We start from the raw sequence: 25,544 nt of genomic DNA on the forward strand, positions 1-25,544 counted from the left end.
AATTAGTCAGTACTACCAATACGTCAACTTTAGCACTTTTCCAATCAACAAGCAGTCAAAAGCCTATTTAACAATAAACTGGAACGGCTCCGTATTGACCTCAGAGGCTATGACCTCAAAATCCCAGTCGTTTTCTTGGCGCCATTTTTTTAGCAGACTGGCCAGCTGATCTTGACAAACGGCTTCAATATGATGACCGGCATCAACCACTGTTAAATGGTTGGCAATCATGTCATGAGCAAAATGGTAGCTGACATCTCCTGTTACATAGGCATCAGCCCCGCGCTTTTTAGCCAGCTGCCAAAAATCCTGCCCGGCCCCGCCCAGAATTGCGACTCGTTTAATCAGCCGTGCTTGATCGACTGGATTAACGATCATACGGGCACCGTTAAGCTGAAACTTTTCCAGACACCATTGGCCAAATTCAGTTGGGGTCATCGGCTGCAATAAGTCACCAATCCGTCCCATTCCATAGTCGCGTCCCGAGATCGGATCAGTCCCCGTAATCTGCAGCGGCTCAACGTTGGTCAGCTCTAATTGGGCCGCCAGCCAATCGTTCATCCCGCCATTGGCATTGTCAAGGTTGGTATGTGCCGCGTAAACCGTAATGCCATGCTCCAAAAGCGTTTGATACATGGCAATCTGCGGGTCGCGCACGTCCAGCGTCTTAGCGGCGTGAAACATGGCTGGATGGTGATTGAAGATAAAGTCAACGTCTTTTTCAATTGCTTCTTTGACGACTTCTGGGCGGCAGTCTAACGCCGTCATGACGCGTTTGACCTGCCGTTCGGGATTGCCCAGCTGCAGGCCGACATGATCCCATGATTCAGCCAAAGCCGGATTGGCAAACATTTCAAACCGTCGAATAATGTCGTTTCCAGTTGTCATTTGATCACCTCTTTAATCATCTGCATCTCGCGTTCAAACTCCTTGATCTTGGCAACGGGCGGATGGGCGGCTTTTTTCATTTGTTCAATGGCAGTCTGCTCTCGCTCAAGCTCAGCCAGCCATTCTTTTCGAAAAGCGGGCTGGTCCTGTTCTAATAAGAAAGGACCAAACTTAAGCTCGCGATCGTTGTAGGCAAATGGAACAAGCGAAGGCTCAGCCACGATGATCTCATAGATATGGTCATCTTCTTCGAGCACTTCTTCAGCCATGATCTGCCAGCGATTAGCCAAGAGCCATTCTCGGACGCGCTCACCGCCAACGTTGGGCTGCAGGATCAAGCGCTTGACCCCGGCAAGTTTTTGCGTGTCAGCAGCCAGGATCTTGGCAATCAAGGTTCCACCCATCCCAGCAATCGTAATCGTATCAATGCGATCACCAGCTTGAATCGCGGCCAGCCCATCGGCAAGCCGCGGCTGAATCATGCGATCAAGCTGTAGCTGTTTAATCTCATGAGCGGCATTTTCAAAAGGTCCCTTGACAACCTCGCCAGCAACGGCATACTCAATCTGTCCGTTCAATGCCAGATGTGCCGGCAGATAGGCATGGTCCGAACCGATATCGGCCATCCGAGCTCCCTTTGGCACATAGCTGGCAACACGCGCCAATCGTAATGAAAGATGGTTGGCATCCATAAATAAATCTTCCTTCCTGATTCCAAATTATATTTCCAGTATAACAAAAAATCCGTCCCGCAATCAGCAAGACGGATTTTCAATTTAAGGCAGTTTCTGAGTTCAACGTATCTTAATTAGACCAGACCCAGTGCTACCAGGCGCTCGGCATTTTCAACCGTGTTCCAGGCAGCTCCCTTCAACAGATTGTCAGCTACAACCCACATGTTGAAGGCACCCTTGTTTTCATAATCAGGACGAATTCGACCAACAAACGTTTCCCGCTTGCCGACCGCATTGATTGGCTGTGGGTAGATCTGATGAGCAATGTCATCTTCCAAAACGTTGCCAGGGAAGTCAGCCACAACCCGCATAATATCTTGAGCCGTAGCCGATTCATCCTCAACCGTAAAGTAGACGCTTTCGCCGTGTGCGATCGGAACCGGTACCCGGACACAAGTAGCCGTAACCTTAATGTCTTGTGAGTTCATGTCGCCAAGCATGATCTTCTTGGTTTCATGAATCATCTTCCATTCTTCGTGTGAGTAGCCGGATTCCTCCAAAACGTCAATTTGTGGCAGCAGGTTGAAAGCCAGTGGATAATGCTTCTTGTCGCCTTTAGTTGGCAGAATATGGGCATCTGCCTGCATGTCCTTGCCATCCAAAAAGTCTTGGGCTTCTTGATACATTTCGTTTAAAGCGGATTGACCAGCACCCGAAGCTGCCTGATAAGTGGAAACCACGATCTGCTTTAAGCCGAAGTTGCGGCGAACTGGTTCCAAAGCCATTACCATTTGAATCGTGGAACAGTTAGGATTGGCCACGATGCCATGGTGATCCTTCAAAGCTGCTTCGTTGACTTCTGGTACGACCAGCGGCACATCCGGCTCCATCCGAAAGGCACTGGTATTGTCAACACAGACCGCCCCGCGCTTAACGGCTTCTGGCAGAAATTTCTTGGAAACCGATCCGCCAGCAGACGACAATACAATGTCAACGCCGTCAAAGGATTCAGGAGTCGTTTCCTCAACGGTTACCGGCTGCCCCTTAAACTGCAGCGTCTTGCCGGCTGACTTTTTGGATGCCAGCAGCTTAACATGCTTAACGGGAATCGTAGACTGGGCTAATTGTTCAATCATCCGCGTGCCGACCGCCCCCGTGGCACCCAGAATTGCGACATTGTATTGCTTACTCATATTAGAATCGCTCCTTTAGTTCTTTGCGTTAACCTTTTCAATAAATGGCTTCATGCGTTCCATTGCCGTGTGCAGGTCCTCATCAGAAGCCGCGTATGACAGCCGAACCCAGCCGGCACCACCAGCACCAAAAGCATTGCCTGGCGTTACGCCGACTTGAGCCTCCTTGGCCAGATCCAAGGCAAACTGCATGTCGTCCGTACCATAGCTGGCTGGAATCTTGGCGAAGATGTAGAACGCGCCTTGTGGTGGAACCGTTTCGATGCCCATGTCGTTTAAGGACTTCAAAACATAGTCCCGCCGTTTTTGGTAGATGGCCCGGGCCTTAACCGGATCCTCATCCCCATTGGTGTAGGCCTCAATAGCGGCTGCCTGCGTTGAGTCGGTAATTGAGGTTACCAAGAACGAGTGCAGCTTGGTGATGTTGTCGATCGCTTCTTTAGGACCAGCAAAGTAGCCCATCCGGTAGCCAGTCATAGCATGCGACTTGGACAGGCCAGAGATGAAGATGGTCCGGTCCGGCAAAAGCGTAGCCATTGACGTGTGTTCCACGCCGTAAACCAGATCACTGTAGATTTCATCGGCAAATACGTAGAGATGGTGATCGGCAATGACCTTAGCCAGACCCTCCAGCACTTCGCGTGGATATTCACGGCCAGTTGGGTTGACTGGGTAGTTAAGCAGAACGGCCTTAACCGCTGGACCTTCTTTTTTCAAAACATTTTCCAGCAGCTCAGGCGTCAAGACAAAATCGTCCTCAGAAACGTCAACCTGCACTGGCGTCCCACCTGCCAGAGAAACCAGCGGGAAGTACAGCGAGAAGGCCGGCGTTGGAATGATCACCTTGTCGCCTTCATTGATCAGAGAGAAGATCGTTGCTGCCAGGGCCTCGGTCGCACCAACCGTAGCAACGATTTCGGTTTCTGGATCATAGTGCACGCCGCGCGTCCGTTCCAGATAGCCACTGATGGCTTTTCGCAATTCAATCTTGCCGCGGTTGGAGGTATAGTGCGAATCATTTTCAACAATACTTTGCACGGCTGCCTGCTTAACATGTTCAGGAACGTTAAGATCAGGTTCGCCAATCGTCAGCTTAACGATGCCTGGAATCTTAGAGACGTGCGCATCAAAAGAGCGGATTCCAGATGGCGAGATTGCGGCCACGCGTGGGTTGACCGTTTCATTAAGATCTTTTGCTAGAGTTGGCATAAACAAATTTCCCCTTTACATCAAAGAATATTTTCCAAACCGACAACCAGTTCATCCAGCGACGCAACCTTTTGCAAGGCTACCTTAACGCCGCTCATAAACGAGCCCCGATCAAATGAATCCTGACGAATGGTCAACGCCTCGCCAGTGCCACCAAACAGCACCTGCTCGTGGGCAATGTAGCCCGGCAGACGAACCGAGTGAATGCGAATACCTTGATAGTCGCCACCACGGACGTTGGCCAGCGTTTCGACCTCATCTGGATTGCTTTCGTGTGGCTGACGATTTTGTGCCATCATCTTAGCCGTACTCAATGCCGTTCCTGATGGTGCATCTTTCTTATCGGCATGGTGCATTTCAATAACTTCGACGTCTGGGAAATACTTGGCGGCTTCCTGGGCGAATTTCATCAGTAAGACCGCCGACATGCCAAAGTTAGGCGCGATCAGGCCGCCTAAATGATTGGCTTTGGCAAGTGCCTTGAGTTCGGCTTCCTGTTCATCAGTCAACCCGGTTGTCCCAACCACGGGGCGCATCCCGTGATTCAGCGCAAATTTGACGTTTTCGTAAACCGCGCTGGGAACGGTAAAGTCAATCCAGACATCAGCTGCTTGATCGGGAATCGCTGCTAAATCATTAAAGATCTGTACATCGTCATTTAAGTTATAGCGTTCCGGATCGTTACGGTCGGCTTGTGGTGAAAAAGCGGCAACGATTTGAAAATCCGCCATGCCATTGACCAGATCAACGGCCTTTTGTCCCATTGCACCAGCAAACCCGGCGATCAGTACACTAGTCATCAACATCACCCTTTCCAAGATTCAATGGCAACTCATGAGCCAGCGCATCGGCAGGCAATGACAGCGCCTGTGCCAGCTGCTGCTTTTCGTTGTCGTTCAGAGTAGCAATCGGCAGACGGCAACCACCCACGCCAAAGCCTTGCGCGTTTAAGACCGCCTTGACTGGTGATGGTGATGGGTACATGAACAGCGCGGCCATCCTTGGCGTCAGCCAGCGCTGCAGACGTCCAGCAGCCTGCCAATTACCATTATACAATTGATCATACATTTCCCGCATCTGGGCACAGTAATTATGCGAAGCAACCGAGATCACGCCATTAGCTCCTAAGACGCGCGCCGTCAATGCTTGAGCGTCTTCGCCGGTAAAGACTTGGAAATCCTCGTCCTTGTGATCGATCACGTACTGCATTTCTTCTAACGAGGCGCATTGCTTAACGGCCTTGATGTTTTCATGATGTGAAAGCTCCACGATCGTTTCGGCAGCCATCTTAACACCGGTTCGGCCAGGAATGTTATAGATCACGATTGGCAACTTGGACTGATCTGCTACCGCCGTAAAGTGGGCAATCATGCCACGCTGATTAGGCTTGTTGTATGGCGGTACCACGACCAGCGCATAGTCAATGCCTTCGATCTCAGCTACTTCATTGGTGAAGGCAATCGTTTCGGCAGTATTGTTGCTGCCAGTGCCGGCAATTACCGGAACGCGGCCATCAATGATCTTAGCAAACTCACGATACAGCGCCAGCTTTTCGTCATGGCTGAGCGTTGGCGTCTCACCAGTCGTACCGCCAATAACAAAACCATTGCTGCCCTGTTCGATCAAATGGTTGGTCAGCTTGGCCAAACTGGCAAAGTCCAATTCATTTTGTTCATTAAATGGTGTTACGATGGCAGTTAACAAATCAGCATCTTGTAAATTCATAGTTAAATCCCCCTAGTTTTGCATACGATAGTTCAAAAATCCGGTAATAGCATCCACGCCCCGTTTAATAGCGCGTTCATCCGGTTTTAAGGTTGCCGAATGCAACTGTGAGTCATCTTCAACTCCCAGCCAAAACATGGTGCCGGGAAACTTGGCCAGCAGATAGCCAAAGTCTTCACCGGTCATGGCTGGCGCAGTTTCGATAAATTCAACGCCAGCGGCCTGTTTCATATATTCAATAAAGCGTTTGGTCAGTTCGGGATTGTTTTCAACGGGCCAGTAGCCACCTTGATTCAACTGCAGGTCAACTTTAACGTTAAAACTTTTGGCAATTCCTTCACAGACGTCTTTTAAACGCTGATCGATCTTCAAAATCATTTCCTGTGTCAGACCGCGAATCGTGCCTTCCAGATGGGCATGACCGGCTATCACGTTGCGGATCGTGCCGGCTTCAACCTTCCCCAGCGTGATCACGCCGCTTTGAATCGGATCAATGCTGCGTGAAATGATCGTCTGAACCTGCATGATCAAAGACGCCATCGCCACGACCGTATCATTGGCATCCTGCGGAAAGGCCGCGTGACCGCCTTTACCGGTAATATCGATGTTGACTTCAGTCGTGCCGGCAAACAGTGTGCCCATGCGACAGCCAATCGCGCCAGCCGGCAGGTCCGGATTATCGTGCAGACCGTAGAACTCATCTGGTCGCCATTTATCAGCAAACAGTCCCTGCTCATAAGCCAGCTTGCCGCCGTTTTCGCTTTCTTCGGCTGGTTGGAAGAAAAACAGCAGATTGTCTTTTGGCTGATGCTCACTGAACCAGCTTAAGACGCCTAAAGCAACCGTCATGTGGATATCGTGGCCACAGGCATGCATGACGCCGGGATGCTTGGAAGCAAACGGCAGGCCAGTCTGTTCTGCTACCGGCAGCGCGTCGATATCGGTTCGATAGCCGATCGTTCTAGTTGGCTGACTACCGTGTACCAACACCATCAATGCAGTTGGCAGTTTTTCCGGTTGGCGAATTTCCAGATGAGCCTGGTTAAACCCTTTAATCGTATCCAACAAATAGGCATGCGTCTGTTTTTCCTGTAGCGCCAGTTCTGGAATCTGATGCAGATCGCGGCGAATCTTGATTAATTGTGCTTCATTTAATTCTGTCATCGATCATCACAGCTTCCGCAAGTCTTCTTCCAGGCCCGTCTTTGATTCCGTCTTGTCATCAACGTTTTTGATGAACTTGGCTGGCACGCCGGCTACAACCGTATGTGGCGCAACGTCTTGGGTTACGACGGCACCGGCAGCAATGACGGCCCCTTCCCCAACATGCACGCCTTCGATCACAACGGCATTGGCACCAATCAAAACGTTGTCATCGATTCGGACCGGTTCAGCTGAAGCTGGTTCGATCACGCCGGCTAAAACCGCGCCCGCGCCAACGTGACAATGCTTGCCGACGATTGCTCGGCCGCCCAGCACCGCACCCATGTCAATCATGGAATCGGCACCGATTTCAGCACCAATGTTGATAATTGCGCCCATCATGATAACGGCATTGTCGCCAATCAAAACCTGATCCCGAATCAAGGCGCCCGGTTCGATCCGCGCGTTGATTCCCTTCAGATCCAACAGTGGCACGGCTGAGTTGCGGGCATCGTTTTCCACGCGATAGTCTTTAATCTGCGCAGCATTAGCAGTCAAGAATGGCTTAACGTCGGCCCAGTCGCCAAACAAAACGCCGGTATGGGCTTCTAAGAAACTTTGAATCGTTTCAGGAACGTTTAAAGCTGTCAGATTACCCTTAACGAATACTTTTACGGGCGTCTTTTTAGGAGCGTTGCCGATGTAGTTGATAATGCTTTGTGCGTCTAATTGTGCCATTTAGATTAACTCCAATCTTTTTTCTACTATATTATTAATATCTTATTTTAAAAGTGATTTAGGCTTGTGGGTAGGAACGGTCAAGATGAACCAGATCATCAAGCGATTCGCGTTCAATTACCAGGTGAGCCTGACCATTTTCAGCAAAGACCACTGCCGGCCGCGGATTACGGTTATAATTAGAAGCCATCGCATATCCGTAGGCTCCCGTATCCAGCATTGCCAAAACATCGCCTGGCTTGGTTTTTGGCAATGGCTGATGCTGACTGAGAATATCGCCTGACTCACAGTATTTACCGGCCAGCCGCACCGTTTCAGCATTTTCAGCCTGCGGATCAGCAGCCAGCACCGTCTCGTATTCGGCCTGATAAAGTGCTGGCCGAATGTTGTCACCCATCCCGCCATCGATCATGACATATGGCATCAAACCAGGAACGTCTTTACGCGAACCGACCGTGTAAAGATTATAGCCGGCCGGACCAGCGATTGAGCGACCTGGTTCGATCCAAACCGCGGGCATCTTTAAGTTCAGCTTTTGGGTTTCTTCCTTAATAGTTTCGATGATTGCTGCTACAAAATCTTCCGGTTTCAATGGATGATCAGCACTGACATAGCGAATCCCGAAACCACCACCAACATTGACGATTTCTGGCTCATAGCCAAACTTGTCACGCCAGTGAGCTGCAATCTCAACCAGTTTGGCAGCTGCCATCTGAAAGCCATTTAATTCAAAAATCTGCGAGCCGATGTGAGCATGCAGTCCCTTCATATTCATCCGTGGACTGGCCAGAATCTTTTGCAGGGCTTCATCAGCCTGACCGGACTGCAGATCAAAGCCAAATTTGCTGTCAACCTGACCAGTTTGAATATACTTATTCGTATGTGCGGAAATCCCCGGTGTGATCCGCATCATAACGTCGATTGACTGATCACGACTGGCCAGTACTTCATTAAGCAGCTCAATTTCATGGAAGTTGTCGATCACGATCATGCCCACATGGTGATCAACGGCCATCTCTAATTCGGCCCGCGATTTGTTGTTGCCATGAAAAGAAACGTTTTCCATTGGGAAGTCGGCTTTGATTGCCGTATAGAGCTCACCGGCCGAAACCACATCGACATGACCGCCTTCATGAGCTATAACCTGATACATCGCAATCGCGGCAAACGCCTTGCTGGCATAGCTGACCGCGTAGTCAACCTGGCGCTGCTCAAACACCTTTTTAAAAGCACGAATCTGGCGACGAATCTGGGCCACGTCGTAAACTACCAGCGGCGTGCCATATTCCTTGGCTAGTTCGAGCGAGTCAACGCCGCCAATGGTTAAATGACCTGCGGCATTGATCTGATCCGGTGCAATCTGAGAATTCATAATCTAAAACCTCCGTTGTTTTGACGGGGAAAACGCTAAGAAAAAATCCATTGTTCGTGCGCGCACAAACAACGGATTCCATTTTCAAAAAGCCACCCACTGCGGCTGTTGTCAAATTTAATCTGATTGGTCGATAGCGCTCCGCGAAGTTTTTCTCCGCGACAGTCCGTGACTTGTTCAGCCACGCCCCAGCAATCAGGCCGCGACCCAGTCTGAAAGCTTCGGCAATCGTCCCTTTTCCGTACGGTCCTTGTCTGGTCTGCGACTAACATACGGTACTAATGTTGATTGCGCCTCTTCGATTTACTAGTAAGTCTATAATTAAGTTTCATAATCGTCAAGGTAATTCTAATAATTTTTCTCATTTATTTTTTCTACTATGATTTGTAAAACGTTTATGCTATCTGATTTCAAAAAATCTGACTTGCAAGGACGCTAATAAATGTTAGAATCCTATTAAATTTAATTTGCGTTCTTTATTATTTTCAACGCACAAAGGAGTCTGTAATATGAAAGTTGTAAAGTTCGGTGGCACTTCATTGGCTACGGGTGCCGCCGTTAAACAGGCATTGAACATCATCACGGCTGATCCAGCTCGTCAAATCGTTGTGGTTTCGGCTCCTGGTAAACGACACGATGGCGATATCAAGGTGACTGACCTTCTGATCCGCTATGCCAATGAAACGATCAATGGCGAAGATACCGCCAAGACCGTTCAAGAAATTTTCGAGCGCTACGAAACGATCGGTCACTTTTTTGATCTGCCGGATGAAAAAATCAAGATCATCAAGGAATTGTTAGTCGATCTGCCCAAGAAAGACTACCCAAACGATGAATACCTGCTGGCTGCTTTTAAGGCCCACGGCGAGCGGCTGAACGCCCGGCTGATCGCGATGGTTATGAATCATCTGGGCATCAAGGCACGGTTCGTTGATCCAACCGAAGCCGGCATTATGGTTACCGGTGCTCCCAACGATGCGATCGTCAATCCTGAAACCTACCGTAATCTGGCAAACTTCAAGTATGAGGTCTATGATCGACTGGTCTTTCCAGGATTTTTTGGCATCACGCCTTCCGGTCATATCGCAACGTTCTCACGGGGCGGCTCTGACATTACCGGCGCAATCCTGGCCCGGGGCTTTCACGCGCGACTGTATGAAAACTTTACCGACGTGGATGCAATCTTCTCCGCTAATCCAAACGTAGTCGACAATCCTGAACCAATCCGTACGATGACCTACCGTGAGATGCGTGAGCTTTCCTATGCCGGCTTTTCGGTTTTCCACGATGAGGCCTTGATTCCCGCCATTCAAGGGCAGATTCCCATTAACGTCAAAAACACGCATGCACCAGAAAAGCCTGGTACCATGATCGTTCCTGAAAAAGGATTCAAACCGGAAAACATCATCACGGGGGTCGCTTCGGGCAAGCATTTTTCGGCACTTTATCTGCACAAGTATCTCTTAAACAAAGAAGCCGGCTTCACCCTGCGCATTCTGGATATTCTGGAAAAGCACAACGTTCCTTATGAGCACATGCCATCTGGGATCGATGATATTTCGATTATCTTTGACAAAAAGTTTTTGAATGATCAATTGATTGACGTTTTGTGCGATGAGATTCAAAATAAGATCAATCCCGATCGTCTGGAATGGATCGACGACTACTCCATTACCATGATCGTCGGTGAAGGAATGCGTGATCGCGTTGGCGCTGCTGCCGGCATTTTGCAGCCATTAGCCGATGCCCACATCTCGCTGCAGATGATCAACCAAGGGGCCTCTCAGATCTCAATCATGCTGGGGACCAAGCGAGCCGATGCTGATAAAGCCGTTCAGGTCATCTATCACCAATTCTTCGCAAACTAATTAGACAAAGAGGTATTTTTATGACAGAGCTACTAAAGGTTCACGGATCGCAAAATCAGTTCTTTATCCTGGATCAGACCACGCTGGAACAACCACTTACCGATGCTGAGCTACAGACACTTGCTCCTAGAATCACCAATCCCCAGACTGGCCTTTTAGGCGGCGCGGATGGCATTCTAGTTGTCAATCAGCCAACTAAAGCCGGAGCCCTGGCACAAATGCGTGTCATCAACGCCGATGGCAGCGAGGCATCGATGTGCGGTAATGGGCTGCGTACCGTGGCCCGCTATCTGGCAGAAAAATTTGGTCAAGACGAGTTCCAGGTTGATACGCGCGATGCCAACCTGCTTGTTCGGCGCCAGCCTGATTTTGCACCGGGTGTACCTGCTTTTGCCGTTGAGATCTCACCCGTCCGCTTTAACAAAGAAGCCCTGCCGTTTGACAATCTGGGCCATGAACGGCTGCTTGATACGCTGGTTCCCGAGTTTATTCCTGGACTGCGTTTTACCAGCATCGCGGTTCCTAATCCACATCTGATCAGTTTTGTTTCAGCCGCTGAATTGTCCGATAACGTTTTAGGCGTCTTAGGTGAACGACTGAATGGTCAAAACCCATATTTCCCTGATGGCGTCAACGTAAACTTTGCCCAGATTCTGAATGAAAACGAGCTGTTTGTCCGGACGTTTGAACGCGGCGTCGGCTTTACCAATGCCTGCGGGACCGGGATGTCAGCAACCTCATTGGCCTTCGCGCTGACGCATCCTGAACTGGCGCATTTCGACGTGCCAATGACCATCTACAACCCTGGCGGCATGGTCAAGACCATCGTTCACCACCAAGCTGATCACTACTGGATTGAACTGGTCGGCAATGCCACCTTCACGCATCATGTTACGGTTGCCGAAGCCGAGCTGCATCAAGCAAGCTTTGCGGATGCTCAAACCAGCGCAACTGGTGAAGAAACGGCGTATGAAAAGTTTGTTGCGGATTTACCGCACGTTAACGATCTACAAATTGGAAAATAAGCATTGACAACGAACATTAATATTGTTTACACTTAGTTTATCAATTATTATTCAACCTTTAATCTGGTCCCGTGAGGCCTCCAAGGATGTTCGTTAAAATAAAATCTTCGCCCTTTTTAGGGAGGACATTATTTGCATCGTCACTGGTCTCACTTGGCCAGTGACGATTTTTTTCTTTGGGGGTAACACCATGCAAAACGACAATGATCAGATTACCAGCATCGCGATGCATCAACGCAAGACCTCAACCTGGGATATGTTCGCGACCTGGGTTGGCGCCAATGCCAACAACGGCACGTGGTTTGTCGGCGGGGTTTTGGCAGCGTGCGGTTTTTCAGTCGCCATGAACGTGCTGGTTCTGTCATCGGCACTTTCCTACGTCTTTTTGAGTCTAATTGGCTACATTGGCTATCAGACCGGCGTTTCAACCATGGCCGTCAGCCGAGCCTCATTTGGGGTTCGCGGCAGCTATCTGCCATCTTTGGTCAACCTGACGCAGTTTATTGGCTGGACGGCCGTCAATACGTTTATCGCAGCCCAATCCGTCAGTCTGCTTTTAAATGATCTGCTTGGCTGGCCAGTCTGGGGTAAGCCAGGCGGTTGGAAAGGCATCGTTGCCGGGATCGTGGTAATGAGTATTTTACACATCATCAGTATCGCCAGCGGCTCGCGTTCCGTTCAGATGATTGAGCGCTTGGGAATCATCTTGGTTTTGATCTTTGTCATCTGGGAATCGGCAGTCGTCTTAAAAACCGTGCCATTTTCACACATTACCAGCTGGCAGGTCCCAGCTAGCGCCAAAATGGCTACTGGCGCGGCCATTGACTATGTAGCAGCCTTTAACCTGGCTTGGGTAACCGCTGGGGCGGACTTTACCCGTTTCACGCCAAAAAAGTACAACTCCACGCTGACGCCGTTTTTTGGTGCCATGGTCGGTGTGATCTGGTTTGCCTTTATCGGTCTGATCTCAACCATCAGTATCGCCATTACTTCTGGTGCCTATAATGCCAACAACTCCGATCCAAGTACGATTGCCAGTCGCCTAGGGCTGGGGATCGTTGCCTTGCTGGTTATCATCCTGACTTCAATGACCGCCAATGCCGTTAACCTGCTGGCAGCCGGTTCGGCACTATCCAACATCTTCACCAGCATCAAACTAAAATACTCGCTTTGGATCGTTGCCATCGTTGCCACCATCGTCACCTTCATTCCAATGATTGTCGGCAGTTTTCTTGACACCTTTACCGCTTTCTTGGATTATGTAGGTATGGTGCTGGGACCAATCATTGCCATCATCTGTACCGACTTCTACCTGCGTTGTCACAAGAAATACGATGTCACGCAGCTGGCCAAGAAAAACGGCAGCTACTGGTACTCGCATGGGATCAACTGGTCAGCCGTAGTTACCTGGATCATCGGTACGGCCCTGTTCTTGATACTGCATAACGTTGCCGCACTCAAGAACACGATCGGAGCAACGTTCTTGGTCATGCTGATCAGCGGTGCCATCTACTATGTCTTAATGCTAATTTTTAATCGAAAGGTCGCTTAATCTATGCTGATTCAAAACGTTCATGTAGATAACCAAAAAGATGCCGTTGACGTTCGGATTGAAGACGGCAAATTTGAAGCCATCAAGTCAGGTTTGACGGCTAAACCTGGTGAAGAAGTCATCGATGGTCAAGGCAAGGTACTGCTGCCACCGTTTATTGACTCCCACGTTCACCTGGATGCCACGCTGACGGCCGGTCAGCCGGAATGGAACGAAACCGGTACCTTGTTTGATGGGATTCGTATCTGGTCAGAACGTAAAAAAGATCTCACCATTCAAGATGTCAAGCAGCGGGCTAAAAAGACGCTCCTCAATATGGTTGGTCACGGGATTCAACACGTGCGCAGCCATGTTGACGTAACTGATCCGCATCTGATTGCACTGCAGGCGCTTTTGGAATTAAAGCACGAGATGCAGGATGTGGTTGATCTGCAATTGGTTGCCTTTCCGCAAGAAGGCATTCTCTCCTACCCGCATGGCAAAAAGCTGATGAAGCAAGCCGTTAAGGAAGGGGCCGATGTCGTGGGCGGCATTCCGCACTTTGAGTTTACGACTGAGTATGGCTGGAAATCAGTCAAGTTCCTAGTCAAGCTAGCCGAAAAATACAACAAGCTGGTTGACGTTCATTGTGATGAGATTGACGATCCTGCCTCCCGCAATCTGGAAGTATTAGCAACGATGGCCTACAAAACCGGCCTTACCGACATGGTTACCGCCAGCCACACGACGGCGATGGGATCATATAACGATGCCTACACTTATAAACTGTTTCGGCTGCTGAGGATGTCAGGCATCAATTTCGTCTCCAATCCGCTGGTCAACATGCACCTGGGCGGCCGTTTCGACACCTATCCAAAACGGCGTGGACTTACTCGGATCAAGGAGCTGGATGCTGCCAACATCAACGTTTCGTTTGGTGAAGACGATATTCAGGATCCATGGAATCCACTCGGTAATGGCAATATGCTTGATTCCGTCTCAATGGGAGTCTATGCGGCTCATCTAATGGGCTACAGCCAGCTGCAGGATTCATTCAAGTTCGTAACCTATAATGCTGCCAAGACGCTGCACATTACAGATCGCTACGGCATTAAAGAAGGTTTGGAAGCCAACTGCATCCTGCTGAACGCTGAAGACTTCTACAATGCTTTAAACAAGCACGTTGAGGTTCTCTATAACATTCGTCGCGGCAAGGTGCTGGCCAAGACCACGCCAGCTGAGACTACACTTAACCTGCCTGACAGTCTGAAGTAAGAATCATTAATACGACAAAAGGTCTGCTCCTCAATCAAGGAGCAGACCTTTTAGTAGTTATTATGAATATATGCCAAGTTACTCTAAGAAATCCTTCAATTGCTTGGAACGTGATGGGTGGCGCAGCTTACGCAGAGCCTTGGCTTCGATTTGACGAATCCGTTCCCGCGTAACGCCAAAGACCTTGCCCACTTCCTCCAGCGTACGCGTCCGCCCGTCATCAAGGCCAAAGCGCAGCCGCAAAACGTTTTCTTCACGATCGGTCAGCGTATCTAAGACGTTTTCCAATTGCTTTTTCATCATTTCATAAGCAGCATGATCGGCAGGACTGGTAGCATCCTGGTCTTCGATAAAGTCGCCCAGATGCGAGTCATCCTCTTCACCAATCGGCGTTTCCAAAGAGACTGGTTCTTGGGCAATCTTGAGGATTTCGCGTACCTTCTTGGTTGGCATGTCCATTTCAGCACCGATTTCTTCAGGCAGCGGTTCCCGGCCCAGATCCTGCAGCAGTTGACGCTGAATCCGGATCAGCTTGTTGATGGTTTCGACCATGTGCACTGGAATCCGAATCGTCCGCGCCTGATCGGCAATCGCCCGCGTAATGGCCTGCCGAATCCACCAGGTCGCGTAGGTTGAGAACTTGAATCCTTTTCGGTAGTCAAATTTTTCAACGGCTTTCATCAGCCCCATGTTACCTTCTTGAATCAGATCCAAAAACTGCATGCCGCGACCAACATACCGCTTGGCAATGGAAACCACCAGACGCAGGTTGGCTTCAGCCAGTTCCTGTTTAGCCTGTTCATCGCCTTTTTCGATCCGCTGCGCCAGCGCAATTTCCTCGTCCGCCGTCAGCAGGTTGACCCGCCCGATTTCTTTAAGATACATCCGTACGGGGTCATTGATCTTAACGTTGGTTGGGGCAGCTGTATCTTTTAAGGCCTTGTTGGACAGTTTTTCTGTCGCCTTCAATGCGCGCGGATCTGGATCACCCTTTTCGTCAACGACGCTGATCCCGGCATCTTCAACGTTTTGAAGCAGATTATCCATTCCTTGGGCATTTAAGCCAAACGGAGTCGCAATCTGGTCAGTCAAGTCATCGTATTGAATTTCCTTGGCTTTCTTATAGCTTCTGATCAGCTTACCCACGGCTTTGTCGTATTCAGTCTGATCAAAGTCGGCTTTGTTGGAAATTACCATGTCTTTCTTTTTGCTGTTTGCCATTATTAACTAGTCTCCTCCGTTTTTAATCGTTGCTGCTGGCGATAAAGCTGAATGAGCTCGATCGTCAGCTGGGTGATTAGTTCGTGATCGCTCCGTGCCTTGGCTTCCTGCAGCGCCAATTTAACTTGAGCGATCTTTTGTGTTAAAGGTGTCTTTTGCATGATGATGCGCAGACAGTCATCAATTGCAGCCGGTGAGACTGCTTCTTCCGCATGCAAGCCATCCAGTTGCGTTAAAGTCGTTTTTAAAGCCGAATCGTCCACGTAGTCTAAAAAGCTGGCTAAATCATACTCATCATGCTCGGTAAAATAATTCAACGCCTGCTGATAAAGCTCTTGATATTGATCATGAACAAAGGCAAAATCAGGCATCGACTTTAGCTGCGCCCTGGTGCCATAGTCATGAAGCACGGCCGTCAGCAACAAGCGCTCTGCCCGCTCAGTCTGATCAAGCGCCAATGACTGCTGCTCTGCTGCCGTCAGCGTGACTGCCTGTGGTGCCGGCCGTACTTTGGCTTGTCGCTTTTGCTTGTAAGCCGTTCGCTTAAACGATCCATTAAACGACTGGCGCTTAGGGGCAGCTGGCGGATTACCAGACCATTGTGAGGTTGGCGGTGCCGTGCTTGGCAGTGGCGCCGGCTGTTTTTGAAGCTGAGTCGTCAGCTGCTGCTGCAGATTTTGCGGATTGACCTGAAACTCCCTGGCCAATTCCTGCACGTACAGATCTCTGGCAACCGGATCACTGACCTTGGCAATCACGCCAATTGCAGCATTCAAATAGCTCAAAAGCTCAGCCTGATTGCTCAGATTCAGTCCTTGCCGTAGATAGCGCAGTCGAAATGCAGTCGGCGTTTCTTCGGTATTTTTCAGATAATCGCGAAACTTGACCCCGCCATTTTGCTGAATGTATTCATCAGGATCTTGTCCGGTTGGCAGCTGTACGACGCGAATCTTAAGCTGATTGGCAACCGCACTGGCCTCGATCAGTTTAAGCGCCCGTTCAATAGCATTTTGCCCCGGTGCATCGCCATCATAGCAAATATTCAGCTGAGCGGTCGTCTTGACGATCATCGCCAGCTGCTCATCAGTCAGACTGGTCCCCATTGAGGCAATACCATTATGAACGCCGGCACCATATGCCGAAATAACATCCATATAACCTTCAAAAAGCAGCAGTTTCCCATTTTCTCTGGCTGCTTTTTTGGCTAGATCAAAATTAAAGATCAAACGACGCTTGTTAAAAATCGGCGTTTCGGGACTATTGAGATACTTCGGCGCGTCGGCATTTTTTTGCAGCAATCGCCCCGAAAACGCAACCGGTCGTCCTTGTCCATCCTTAAGCGGAAACATGACTCGATCATGGAAACGATCATGCAGGCTGCCGGCTTGATCCTCGGTAAACAATCCCGATCGACGCAACAGCTGATAGTCATGCCCTTCTTTTTCCAAAACGGCTTTTAAAACCTCTTCTTTAGGAGCATAGCCGAGGTTAAACTGATCGATCAGCTCCTGAGTCAGACCGCGTTTTTGCAAATAGCGGCGGGCAGGCTCTCCAGCTGGCGTGTTCATCAAAATATGATGATAGAGCCGCATGGTAGTTTGATGCAGCTTAATCAGACGACCCTGCTGCGAATCCGGTACCGGTTCCGTTCTAGGTTCGGCACCGGCCTGAAAATCATTCGGCAAGGCCACGCTGCCCAGCTTGGCAACCTGCTCAACGGCTTGCGGAAATGACAGGTGATGCAGCTCCATCAAAAAGTCGAATACCGAACCTGAGCGATGACAGCTAAAGCAATAAAAAAACTGCTTTTGCTCACTGACTGAAAATGATGGTGTGTTATCTTCGTGAAACGGACAGTGCCCAACCAGGTTCTTCCCTTGCCGCTGCAGCTGAACGTCTTGACTAATGACGTCAGCAATATCAACGGACTGCCGCACCTGATCGATCAGTTCTTGCGAAAGTCGCGCCATTCGTTCACCCCATTTCCCGCGAATAGTAGCAAAAGGTCGCCTCCAGATGGAATGCGACCTTCAACGACTTCAGGCAACATCTGTTCTTAGACACTACCTAATATACCTATTTAACATGATACCACAAGTCTGGGACAATACAATTCATTTGCTTGATAAACCGCAACTATTTAACGATCAGCTTGTCAAGATTACCCAGTGCGTAGACATCATCAGCCAGCTGTTGCAAAAGGGCCAACCGGTTGTTACGGATGCTTTCGTCCTTGTCCATGATCATGTTTTCTTCAAAGTAGTTGGTGATTACCGGTGCCATTGCCCGCAGATCAGCAAAGTTTTGCGCCAGCGTCTGCGTACCCCACTTCTTGTTTAAGGAAGCTACCAGGTCAAACAGCTGGGGTTCCGATGGGTTTTGGAACTTGGCCGGATCAACTGCTGGTACGCCATCTTTAAAGTCAGCCTTCTTGGCAATCCGCAGTACCCGCGTCAGGGCTTCAACATCTTCTTTAAAGCCGGCATCATCTTTGTGCGCGTCAATCGTCTCGGCCGCTGCCAATACATCAGCAACGTCGTTAGATTTCGTGTCGACAACGGCATCAATTACGTCATAGCGCAGATCCTGCGTATTGAAGAACTGTTTGAGCCGATCCAAGAAGAAGGCATGTACCTGATCAGCATTGTGCGAAACGTCAAATTCAGGCGTCAAGCCCTGAGCTGCCAATGCTTTTGCAAACTCATCAGCCATCCCCATTACCGGCAGATGCCAGCCACGCGCAGCAATGATCCGTACGATCCCATAAGCCTGCCGCCGCAGTGCATATGGGTCATTGGAACCGCTTGGAATCATATCAACGGCAAAGAAGCTGATGATGCTGTCCAGCTTGTCGGCAATTGCCAGAACCGCGCCGATCTTGCCGGCTGGCAGCTCGCCTTCTGCAGAGATTGGCATATAGTGTTCCTTAATGGCCGCAGCGACGTCAGCTTTTTCGCCAAACAGCTTAGCATAGATCTCGCCCATGATCCCTTGCAGCTCAGCAAATTCGCCCACCATCTGCGTCGTCAGGTCAAACTTGTAGATATGAGCAGCTCGATCGAGGTCTTCCATCTCTTCATCACTAAGGTTCAGCTTTTGACCAAGCAGCTTGGCCAAGACCGCTGTCCGTCCCATCTTGTCGTACATGGAGCTGATCTTGTCATGGAAGCTGACCTTCTTTAAGCGGGCCACGTATTGGTCAATTGAAATCTTTTGGTCCTCTTCATAGAAGAACTTAGCATCTTCCAAACGTGGTACCAGCACCCGTTCGTTACCCTTGATCACGTTTTCCAGGTAGTCGCTGTTACCATTACGGACTGCGATAAAGTGCGGCAAAAGCTTGCCTTCATGATCGCGAACGCAGAAGAAGCGCTGGTTGTCCTTCATAGAAGTAATCAGGACTTCTTCAGGCAGAACCAGATATTTTTCATCAAATGAGCCGGCAAATGAGGTTGGCCATTCAACCAGGTTGTTGACTTCTTCTAATAAGTCTTCATCCCAGTCGATAATCCAGTCGTTTTCGGCCAAAATCTGGTTAATCTGAGTCTTGATCAGGTTTTTGCGCTGCTTTTGGTTAACAATCACAAATTCATTATGCAGGTCGTCTTCGTAGTCTTCAGCATTTTTGATTTTCACGTCATGACCCAAGAAACGGTGACCACGCGACACACGCCCAGCCGTTACGTCCAGGATGGAAAATGGTACGATCTCATCATCCAAAAGCGATACCAGCCAGCGAATTGGCCGGACGAACTGCAATGAGTGGTGCCCCCACTTCATCATCGTTGGGAAGTTCATGGCTTCAATAACGTCTTTTAAGCCTGGCAGAACTTCAGCAACCGGCTTGCCATCAACGTGTTTTTCAACGTAGACGTATTCAACGCCCTTGATCTCCTTGAATTCAATATCATCGACACTGACGCCTTGACCGCGCGTAAAGCCCATTGCTGCCTTAGTCCAGTTGCCATCTGCATCCTGAGCAATCTTTTTGGCAGGACCCTTAACGGATTCATTGACATCAGGCTGTTTGTCGGCCAAACCAGTAATCAAAAGAGCCAAGCGGCGTGGCGTAGCAAATTCTTGAATCTTGGCAAAATCAATGCGCTGTTCCTTTAAATATTGAGCAACGCGTTCGTGCAGCTGCTTGATGCTTGGCGTTACGACATGCGCAGGCATTTCTTCCAGCCCAATTTCCAATAGATATGAATGTGCCATTTACTTGTCCTCCTTCTTGGCCTTGGCAGCTTGCTTGGCCGCCCGTGCTGCTGCTTTTTCAGCCAGCTTGGTGTATTTCTCGACCGTTGCTTGGCGTTCTTTTTCATCGTGAATCAGTGGGAAGCCCCGTTTGCGCCGTTCTTCAACAAAAGCCTTGGCAATTGACTTGGCCATGATCCGAATCCGATGCAGGTAACCGGCCCGCTCCGTTACTGAAACCGCCCCGCGTGCATCCAGCAGGTTGAACGTGTGGCTGCACTTCAAGACATAGTCATATGCCGGGTGAACCAGCCCCAGTTTGATCAAGCGCTTGGCTTCGGCTTCGTAGTCATTGAACTCTTGAAGCAGCATGTCTTGGTTGCTTTCTTCAAAACTGTACTTGGAGTGCTCGTATTCAGGTTCTTTAAAGATATCACCGTACTTGACGCCGTCTGCCCATTCCAGATCATAGACACTGTCAACATTTTGAATGTATTCAGCCAATCGTTCCAGGCCATAGGTAACCTCGGCAGCTACCGGATCCATCTGCAGCTCACCAACGACTTGGAAATAGGTAAACTGCGTAACTTCCATCCCATCGAGCCAGATTTCCCAACCAACACCAGCACAGCCCATTGATGGGTTTTCCCAGTTGTCTTCAACAAAACGAATATCATGTTCCAATGGCTCAATGCCCAGCTGCTTCAAACTGCCTAAATAAAGCTCTTGAATATTGTCTGGTGATGGCTTCATTAAAACCTGGAACTGGTGGTGCTGGTAAAGACGGTTGGGGTTTTCACCATAGCGCCCATCAGCAGGCCGCCGAGAAGGTTCAACATAGGCAACATTCCATGGTTCAGGCCCGATCGCCCGCAGGAAAGTGTATGGGCTCATCGTCCCGGCACCTTTTTCGTTGTCATAGGCCTGCATCAGCATACAGCCTTGATCGGCCCAATACTTTTCAAGAGTAAAAATAATCTCTTGAACGGTGAGTTTCTTTGACATAATCTGACTCCTTTCAACGTAAAAAGTCCCTACAATGGCCAGTTGGACTGGTCATTGCAGGGACGAAGTTAATTCGCGGTTCCACCCTGCTTTTCTGCATCTTAGACATGCAGAACAGCTTAATTAAGCGACTGTTAAAGTGCCACGCTGCTTGATCGTTATCATGGCTTCCACCATCCCATGATCGCTTTGGTTCGACTGTAAGCAGCGATTCTTTGTCATTGTCGATTAGATTTAAATTTAGTTGCTCTTTTATCATAGACAACTACTTTACACTTGTCAATTTTCAGAGCGAAGATTTTTCAATTGATTTTCCCAGGTTGCCATTTGATCGATGAACCGCTTGCTCTTTAAGTGCAGCCCGAGCTCATCGTCATAAATGCGATCCAGCGTATAGCGCAACCGATTTTTAACGCTTTGATCAACCTGAATCTGATTGACCTGCGCCAGATTCAAAGAGGCAAACAGCTGCAGATAGCCAACCGTCCGGCGATCCAAGTGAAACCGACGCTCATCCAGGTTCCAGTGCCGACTGCACAGCATCCCCCCATTGGCTTCGGAAAAATCCAGCGGGCGATCGTTCAACCCACAGATCGTGCAGCAATCCCAAGTCTGCGCGGCTCCTAGCAAAGGCAGAAACTGCACTTCTAAGACGTTAGCCACGATCTGGGGGTCCTGCCCTTTATCGATCAGTTCGAGTGCGGCCGCCACTTGCTTAAACCAACCGCCAATCGATCGGCCCTCTTCAAACGTCGCGTCCACCAACTCGAGAATATAGGTAGCATAGGCACTGCGCAGGGGATCTTCGCCCAGATGAACGTATTGACGCGTATCACGCGCGGCACTCAGATAGCTGAGCGAGCCATCATCAGCCAGCCAGCCGGTATACTGTCCATGGGTAAAGGGCAGAATATCGCTGGTGATCTTGGCATGCGAACGATTGCCGCCTCGGACGAAAAACATCATGGGACCACGCTTGTCAGTCAAAAACTTGACCAGCAGATCGCGTTCTTTATATGGGCGCCGATACATTACGATGCCGGCAAAGGAAGTATTTTCCCGCGCCATGCTCTCAGCTCCTTTTAGTAGTCGTTGTTGCGGTAACCGTAGTCTTTGAGCATTGCCGACTTATCACGCCAGCCGGGAACCACCTTGACCCACAGCTGCAGATAGACCCGATCGCCCAGCAGATGCTCGATGTCTTTTCTGGCCATGGTCCCGATTTGCTTGAGCATCTGCCCTTTTTTACCGATGATGATGCCCTTTTGTCCCGGCCGCTCAACGATGATATTGGCATTGATGTGTACCGTCTCATCATCTTGACGCTTGACTGACATGACATCGACGGCAACGGAATGCGGCACTTCCTGACGCGTCAGCATAAAGACCTTTTCACGAATCATTTCGGCAATAACGAAACGTTCAGGATGATCACTGATCTGATCGCTGGGGTAATATTGCGGACCGTTTGGCAGCTGATCGACTAATTTGTTGATCAAAGCATTGACGTTGTTGCCGTTCAATGCCGAAACCGGAACGACATCGGCAAACTTAACCGTGCCATCCTCAAACTGCTTGACGATTGCCGGCAGCTCGTTTGGATGCACCTTATCGATTTTATTGACAACCAGGTAGATCGGCTTTTGCACCTGTTTGAGCCGTTCCATAATGAAGTTGTCGCCAGGACCGCGCTTTTCATCAGCAGCCACCACGTACAAAACCGCGTCGACCTCATCCAAAGCCGAAAGCGTTGAGCGCTCCATAAAGTCGCCCAGCTTGGTCTGCGGTTTGTGGACCCCCGGCGTATCGATGAAGACGATCTGGGCCTCATCAGTCGTGTAGATCCCTTGAATCTTATTACGCGTCGTTTGGGCAACGTTGCTCATGATGGCAACCTTTTGGCCGACGACATAGTTTAAAAGCGTTGACTTGCCGACGTTGGGCCGACCAATCAAAGCAACGAAACCGGATTTAAAATTTGGATTGTCCATATTATTTTCCTTCCTAAATGCCTAACAAATTCTTGAAGCGCGGCCAAAAAATCAGCAGCCCGACCAAAACCGCGTAAAAAGCCGCTAGCAAGACAACCCCAGCGGCAATATCTTTAGCGTATTTAGCATCAAGATCATAGTGATGATGTACAACCAGATCAACCAGCTCCTCAACGATCGTATTGGCGAACTCAGCCGCAAACACGACAAAGATCGCCGAAAGCAGCCACAGCCACTCAAAAACGCTGACCTGCATCACAAAGGCCATGATAATCACCAAAACAGCCGCGCCGATATGAAATCGCATGTTGCGTTCTTTTTTAACCACATCTTTGACTCCATCCCAAGCATGTCCCAGCGCCTGGATGAAATGACGATTTTTTTCGACCTGATGCTTATCTTGGGAGCCCATAGCCATTTAAAATCTCCTCTTGCAGCTTAAACATTTTTTCTTCATCGGCTTTTTCTTCATGATCATACCCATTCAAATGCAAAAAGCCATGGACAATCAAAAAGCCCAGCTCACGATCATTAGAATGACCCAAAAACTTAGCCTGCTCGCCAACCTTATCAATCGAGATGAACAGATCGCCGAGGTTTTCTGGGATCTGGGCAGCCAGTTCTGGATCCAGTAAGATCGGTGAGTCGTCACTGTCGTCTTCCAAGGCAAAGCTTAAAACGTCAGTCGCCCGATCAACGCCGCGATATTGAGCATTCAGTTCTCTGATTTGCGGATTGTGAACAAATGTTAGGGAAACCTCCGTATTATCCTTTAATTCAAGGCACTTGGCCGCATATTCCAAAATATCGTGCGCCAGCTGCAATTGGTCTTGGCTGACGGCATGGTCACCGGTTTGGTCGTAGATTTCAATATCCATTATTTTTTCTCCAAAGTCTGTTGCTCATCATTTTCGTAGGCCGTAATGATGCGGGCGACAACTGGATGCCGAACCACATCCGCCGCGCTGAATTGAACGAATTCGATTGAGGGTACGTTGTGCAGAATTCGTGGTGCCGAGATCAGCCCACTGCGAGTCCCCCTTGGCAAGTCAATCTGCGAAACGTCACCATTGACGACCATTTTAGAACCAAAGCCAAGCCGCGTCAGAAACATCTTCATCTGCGCATTGGTGGTATTTTGCGCCTCATCCAGGATTACAAAGGCATTATCCAGCGTCCGGCCCCGCATGTAAGCTAACGGTGCGATTTCAATCGTGCCGCGATCGATCAGGCGTTCCACGTGGTCGGCGCCAAAAATTTCATTTAACGCGTCATAGATTGGCCGCAGATATGGATCAACCTTTTCCTTCAAGTCACCAGGCAAAAAGCCTAGGCTCTCACCGGCTTCTACAGCTGGCCGTGTTAAGATGATCCGCTCAACTTCACCGCGCTTTAAGGCAGCTACGGCCATGGCAACTGCCAGATACGTCTTCCCTGTTCCGGCGGGTCCAATCCCAAACGTAATGTCATTATCCTTGATGGCATGCACGTACTGGCGCTGACCAAAGTTTTTAACGCGAATCGACCGGCCTTTGCGATCCTTAATAATCGTTTCACTGTACAAATCGCCAAAGTACTGCAGCGTGCCGCGATGAGCCATCTTCATCGCACTGACGATATCCGTGCTGCTTAAGCTGATGCCATGATGCAAAAGATCTACCAGCTGCGCTAAAACGTCATAGGTCAGATGAACGTCCTCATCTTCACCGCTGATTTTCAGATCGGTACCAAACGGATTGATGGTTACGTTCATGCCTTCTTCTAAAAGCACCACGAATTTGTCCTGCGCACCCAAAAGTCCCAATTCAACTTCAGGGCTTTCAATGCGAAAAGTCATTTCTGTCAAACGAAGATTTCCCCTTTGCTTTTGATTTAATCAATACCATCAAAAATTATAACATAGCCGGCTGCAATGCGCATAAACCGCAACATGCAAAAAAAAGCACTGCCCAAATCGGACAGTGCCTATCATCTTGATCAATAGCTTGATTGATCAGCAATCCGGTGCATTAATACCTTATTTTTGCAGGGCATCCTTAACGGTTTGGTTGACCACCTTGCCATCAGCCTTGCCCTTAACCTTTGGCATAACCGACTTCATTACCTTACCGAAGTCCTTCATGCTGTCAGCTCCCGTAGCTTGAACGGCCTCATCAACGATCTGCTTGATTTCGTCATCAGAAAGCTGCTTTGGCATGTACTTTTCAACAACGCTCATTTCAGCCTTGGTCTTGTCAATAAGATCCTGACGCTTGGCAGCAACAAATTCTTCCAAAGATTCCTTGCGCTGCTTGTATTCACGCGCCAACAGCGAATTTTCTTCTTCTTCGCTCAGTTCATGACCCAGCTTGATCTTTTCGTTTTGAACCGAAGCCTTAAGCATCCGGACCGTGCTCAGAGTTTCCTTGTCCTTAGCCTTCATTGCGGCAACCATGTCTTTAGTCAGCTTATCCAATAGACTCATTTCAAGTTCCTCCCGTTTTTCTAAATTA

23 protein-coding genes and 1 riboswitch are annotated in these 25,544 nt (G+C 49.3%); of the genes, 4 read left to right on the top strand and 19 right to left on the bottom strand.

The window, feature by feature from the left end; translation table 11 throughout:
- Nucleotides 1-63: 63 nt before the first annotated feature.
- From ACLUWI_RS03875 to lysA, 9 genes are all read right to left on the bottom strand, one after another.
- The gene (locus ACLUWI_RS03875; RefSeq protein ID WP_412146222.1) at nt 64-888 is read right to left on the bottom strand and encodes a Nif3-like dinuclear metal center hexameric protein; all 825 of its coding nucleotides are present in this window, start codon (nt 886-888) and stop codon (nt 64-66) included.
- A complete protein-coding gene (locus ACLUWI_RS03880; RefSeq protein ID WP_412146223.1) occupies nt 885-1,580 on the bottom strand; it encodes a tRNA (adenine(22)-N(1))-methyltransferase in 696 nt (231 codons plus the stop codon). The genes ACLUWI_RS03875 and ACLUWI_RS03880 overlap by 4 nt, the downstream gene beginning before the upstream one ends.
- Nucleotides 1,581-1,696: 116 nt before the next feature.
- A complete protein-coding gene (locus tag ACLUWI_RS03885) occupies nt 1,697-2,755 on the bottom strand; it encodes an aspartate-semialdehyde dehydrogenase (RefSeq protein ID WP_033934767.1) in 1,059 nt (352 codons plus the stop codon).
- A 15-nt stretch (nt 2,756-2,770) separates the two neighbouring features.
- Nucleotides 2,771-3,964: an aminotransferase class I/II-fold pyridoxal phosphate-dependent enzyme gene (locus tag ACLUWI_RS03890; protein ID WP_033935593.1), complete on the bottom strand. Its 1,194-nt coding sequence runs from the start codon at nt 3,962-3,964 to the stop codon at nt 2,771-2,773.
- Nucleotides 3,965-3,984: 20 nt separating this feature from the next.
- Complete coding sequence (gene dapB, locus ACLUWI_RS03895; RefSeq protein WP_270648602.1) at nt 3,985-4,767, bottom strand: 4-hydroxy-tetrahydrodipicolinate reductase; 783 nt, start codon at nt 4,765-4,767, stop codon at nt 3,985-3,987.
- The gene (dapA, locus tag ACLUWI_RS03900) at nt 4,757-5,689 is read right to left on the bottom strand and encodes a 4-hydroxy-tetrahydrodipicolinate synthase (protein ID WP_412146224.1); all 933 of its coding nucleotides are present in this window, start codon (nt 5,687-5,689) and stop codon (nt 4,757-4,759) included. The genes dapB and dapA overlap by 11 nt, the downstream gene beginning before the upstream one ends.
- Before the next feature lie 12 nt (nt 5,690-5,701).
- Complete coding sequence (locus ACLUWI_RS03905) at nt 5,702-6,853, bottom strand: N-acetyldiaminopimelate deacetylase (RefSeq protein ID WP_412146225.1); 1,152 nt, start codon at nt 6,851-6,853, stop codon at nt 5,702-5,704.
- 6 nt (nt 6,854-6,859) lie between these two features.
- Nucleotides 6,860-7,570 (bottom strand): 2,3,4,5-tetrahydropyridine-2,6-dicarboxylate N-acetyltransferase, encoded by a 711-nt coding sequence (gene dapD, locus ACLUWI_RS03910; protein ID WP_412146226.1) that lies wholly within the window; start codon nt 7,568-7,570, stop codon nt 6,860-6,862.
- A gap of 58 nt (nt 7,571-7,628) precedes the next feature.
- Nucleotides 7,629-8,942: a diaminopimelate decarboxylase gene (gene lysA / locus ACLUWI_RS03915; protein ID WP_412146227.1), complete on the bottom strand. Its 1,314-nt coding sequence runs from the start codon at nt 8,940-8,942 to the stop codon at nt 7,629-7,631.
- 126 nt (nt 8,943-9,068) lie between these two features.
- A riboswitch (Lysine riboswitch) is annotated at nt 9,069-9,248 on the bottom strand.
- Between the two features lie 203 nt (nt 9,249-9,451).
- Between lysA and ACLUWI_RS03920 the strand changes: the two genes are divergently transcribed.
- The 4 genes from ACLUWI_RS03920 (at nt 9,452) to codA (ending at nt 14,641) form a co-directional block, all read left to right on the top strand.
- Entirely contained in the window at nt 9,452-10,810 is a 1,359-nt protein-coding gene (locus tag ACLUWI_RS03920; protein ID WP_412146228.1) for an aspartate kinase, read from the top strand.
- A 20-nt stretch (nt 10,811-10,830) separates the two neighbouring features.
- Nucleotides 10,831-11,835 (top strand): diaminopimelate epimerase, encoded by a 1,005-nt coding sequence (dapF, locus tag ACLUWI_RS03925; protein ID WP_412146229.1) that lies wholly within the window; start codon nt 10,831-10,833, stop codon nt 11,833-11,835.
- 190 nt (nt 11,836-12,025) lie between these two features.
- Complete coding sequence (locus ACLUWI_RS03930) at nt 12,026-13,387, top strand: cytosine permease (RefSeq protein WP_412146230.1); 1,362 nt, start codon at nt 12,026-12,028, stop codon at nt 13,385-13,387.
- A gap of 3 nt (nt 13,388-13,390) precedes the next feature.
- Nucleotides 13,391-14,641 carry a cytosine deaminase gene (codA, locus tag ACLUWI_RS03935; protein ID WP_412146231.1) on the top strand — a complete coding sequence of 417 codons (1,251 nt, stop codon included), beginning with the start codon at nt 13,391-13,393 and terminating at the stop codon, nt 14,639-14,641.
- Nucleotides 14,642-14,719: 78 nt separating this feature from the next.
- On the opposite strand, the gene rpoD is transcribed toward codA, so the two are convergent.
- The 10 genes from rpoD to ACLUWI_RS03985 form a co-directional block, all read right to left on the bottom strand.
- Nucleotides 14,720-15,862 carry an RNA polymerase sigma factor RpoD gene (gene rpoD, locus ACLUWI_RS03940; protein WP_033935602.1) on the bottom strand — a complete coding sequence of 381 codons (1,143 nt, stop codon included), beginning with the start codon at nt 15,860-15,862 and terminating at the stop codon, nt 14,720-14,722.
- Nucleotides 15,863-15,864: 2 nt separating this feature from the next.
- A complete protein-coding gene (gene dnaG / locus ACLUWI_RS03945) occupies nt 15,865-17,832 on the bottom strand; it encodes a DNA primase (protein WP_412146232.1) in 1,968 nt (655 codons plus the stop codon).
- A 166-nt stretch (nt 17,833-17,998) separates the two neighbouring features.
- Nucleotides 17,999-20,077, bottom strand: coding sequence for a glycine--tRNA ligase subunit beta (gene glyS / locus ACLUWI_RS03950; RefSeq protein ID WP_412146233.1), 2,079 nt, complete (start codon nt 20,075-20,077; stop codon nt 17,999-18,001).
- A complete protein-coding gene (glyQ, locus tag ACLUWI_RS03955; protein ID WP_033935605.1) occupies nt 20,078-21,061 on the bottom strand; it encodes a glycine--tRNA ligase subunit alpha in 984 nt (327 codons plus the stop codon).
- A gap of 279 nt (nt 21,062-21,340) precedes the next feature.
- A complete protein-coding gene (gene recO, locus ACLUWI_RS03960) occupies nt 21,341-22,129 on the bottom strand; it encodes a DNA repair protein RecO (protein ID WP_412146234.1) in 789 nt (262 codons plus the stop codon).
- A 14-nt stretch (nt 22,130-22,143) separates the two neighbouring features.
- A complete protein-coding gene (gene era, locus ACLUWI_RS03965; RefSeq protein ID WP_347963470.1) occupies nt 22,144-23,052 on the bottom strand; it encodes a GTPase Era in 909 nt (302 codons plus the stop codon).
- A gap of 13 nt (nt 23,053-23,065) precedes the next feature.
- Nucleotides 23,066-23,470 (bottom strand): diacylglycerol kinase family protein, encoded by a 405-nt coding sequence (locus ACLUWI_RS03970; protein WP_412146235.1) that lies wholly within the window; start codon nt 23,468-23,470, stop codon nt 23,066-23,068.
- On the bottom strand, nt 23,448-23,930 hold the full coding sequence (gene ybeY / locus ACLUWI_RS03975; RefSeq protein WP_270359281.1) for an rRNA maturation RNase YbeY: 483 nt from the start codon (nt 23,928-23,930) through the stop codon (nt 23,448-23,450). Before ybeY ends, ACLUWI_RS03970 begins: the two co-directional genes overlap by 23 nt.
- The gene (locus tag ACLUWI_RS03980; protein WP_412146262.1) at nt 23,930-24,889 is read right to left on the bottom strand and encodes a PhoH family protein; all 960 of its coding nucleotides are present in this window, start codon (nt 24,887-24,889) and stop codon (nt 23,930-23,932) included. Before ACLUWI_RS03980 ends, ybeY begins: the two co-directional genes overlap by 1 nt.
- A 180-nt stretch (nt 24,890-25,069) precedes the next feature.
- Nucleotides 25,070-25,516: a GatB/YqeY domain-containing protein gene (locus ACLUWI_RS03985; protein ID WP_347953078.1), complete on the bottom strand. Its 447-nt coding sequence runs from the start codon at nt 25,514-25,516 to the stop codon at nt 25,070-25,072.
- Nucleotides 25,517-25,544 lie beyond the last annotated feature (28 nt).

It is taken from the genome of Limosilactobacillus mucosae (assembly GCF_046939755.1).
Taxonomy (GTDB): Bacteria; Bacillota; Bacilli; order Lactobacillales; family Lactobacillaceae; genus Limosilactobacillus; species Limosilactobacillus mucosae_A.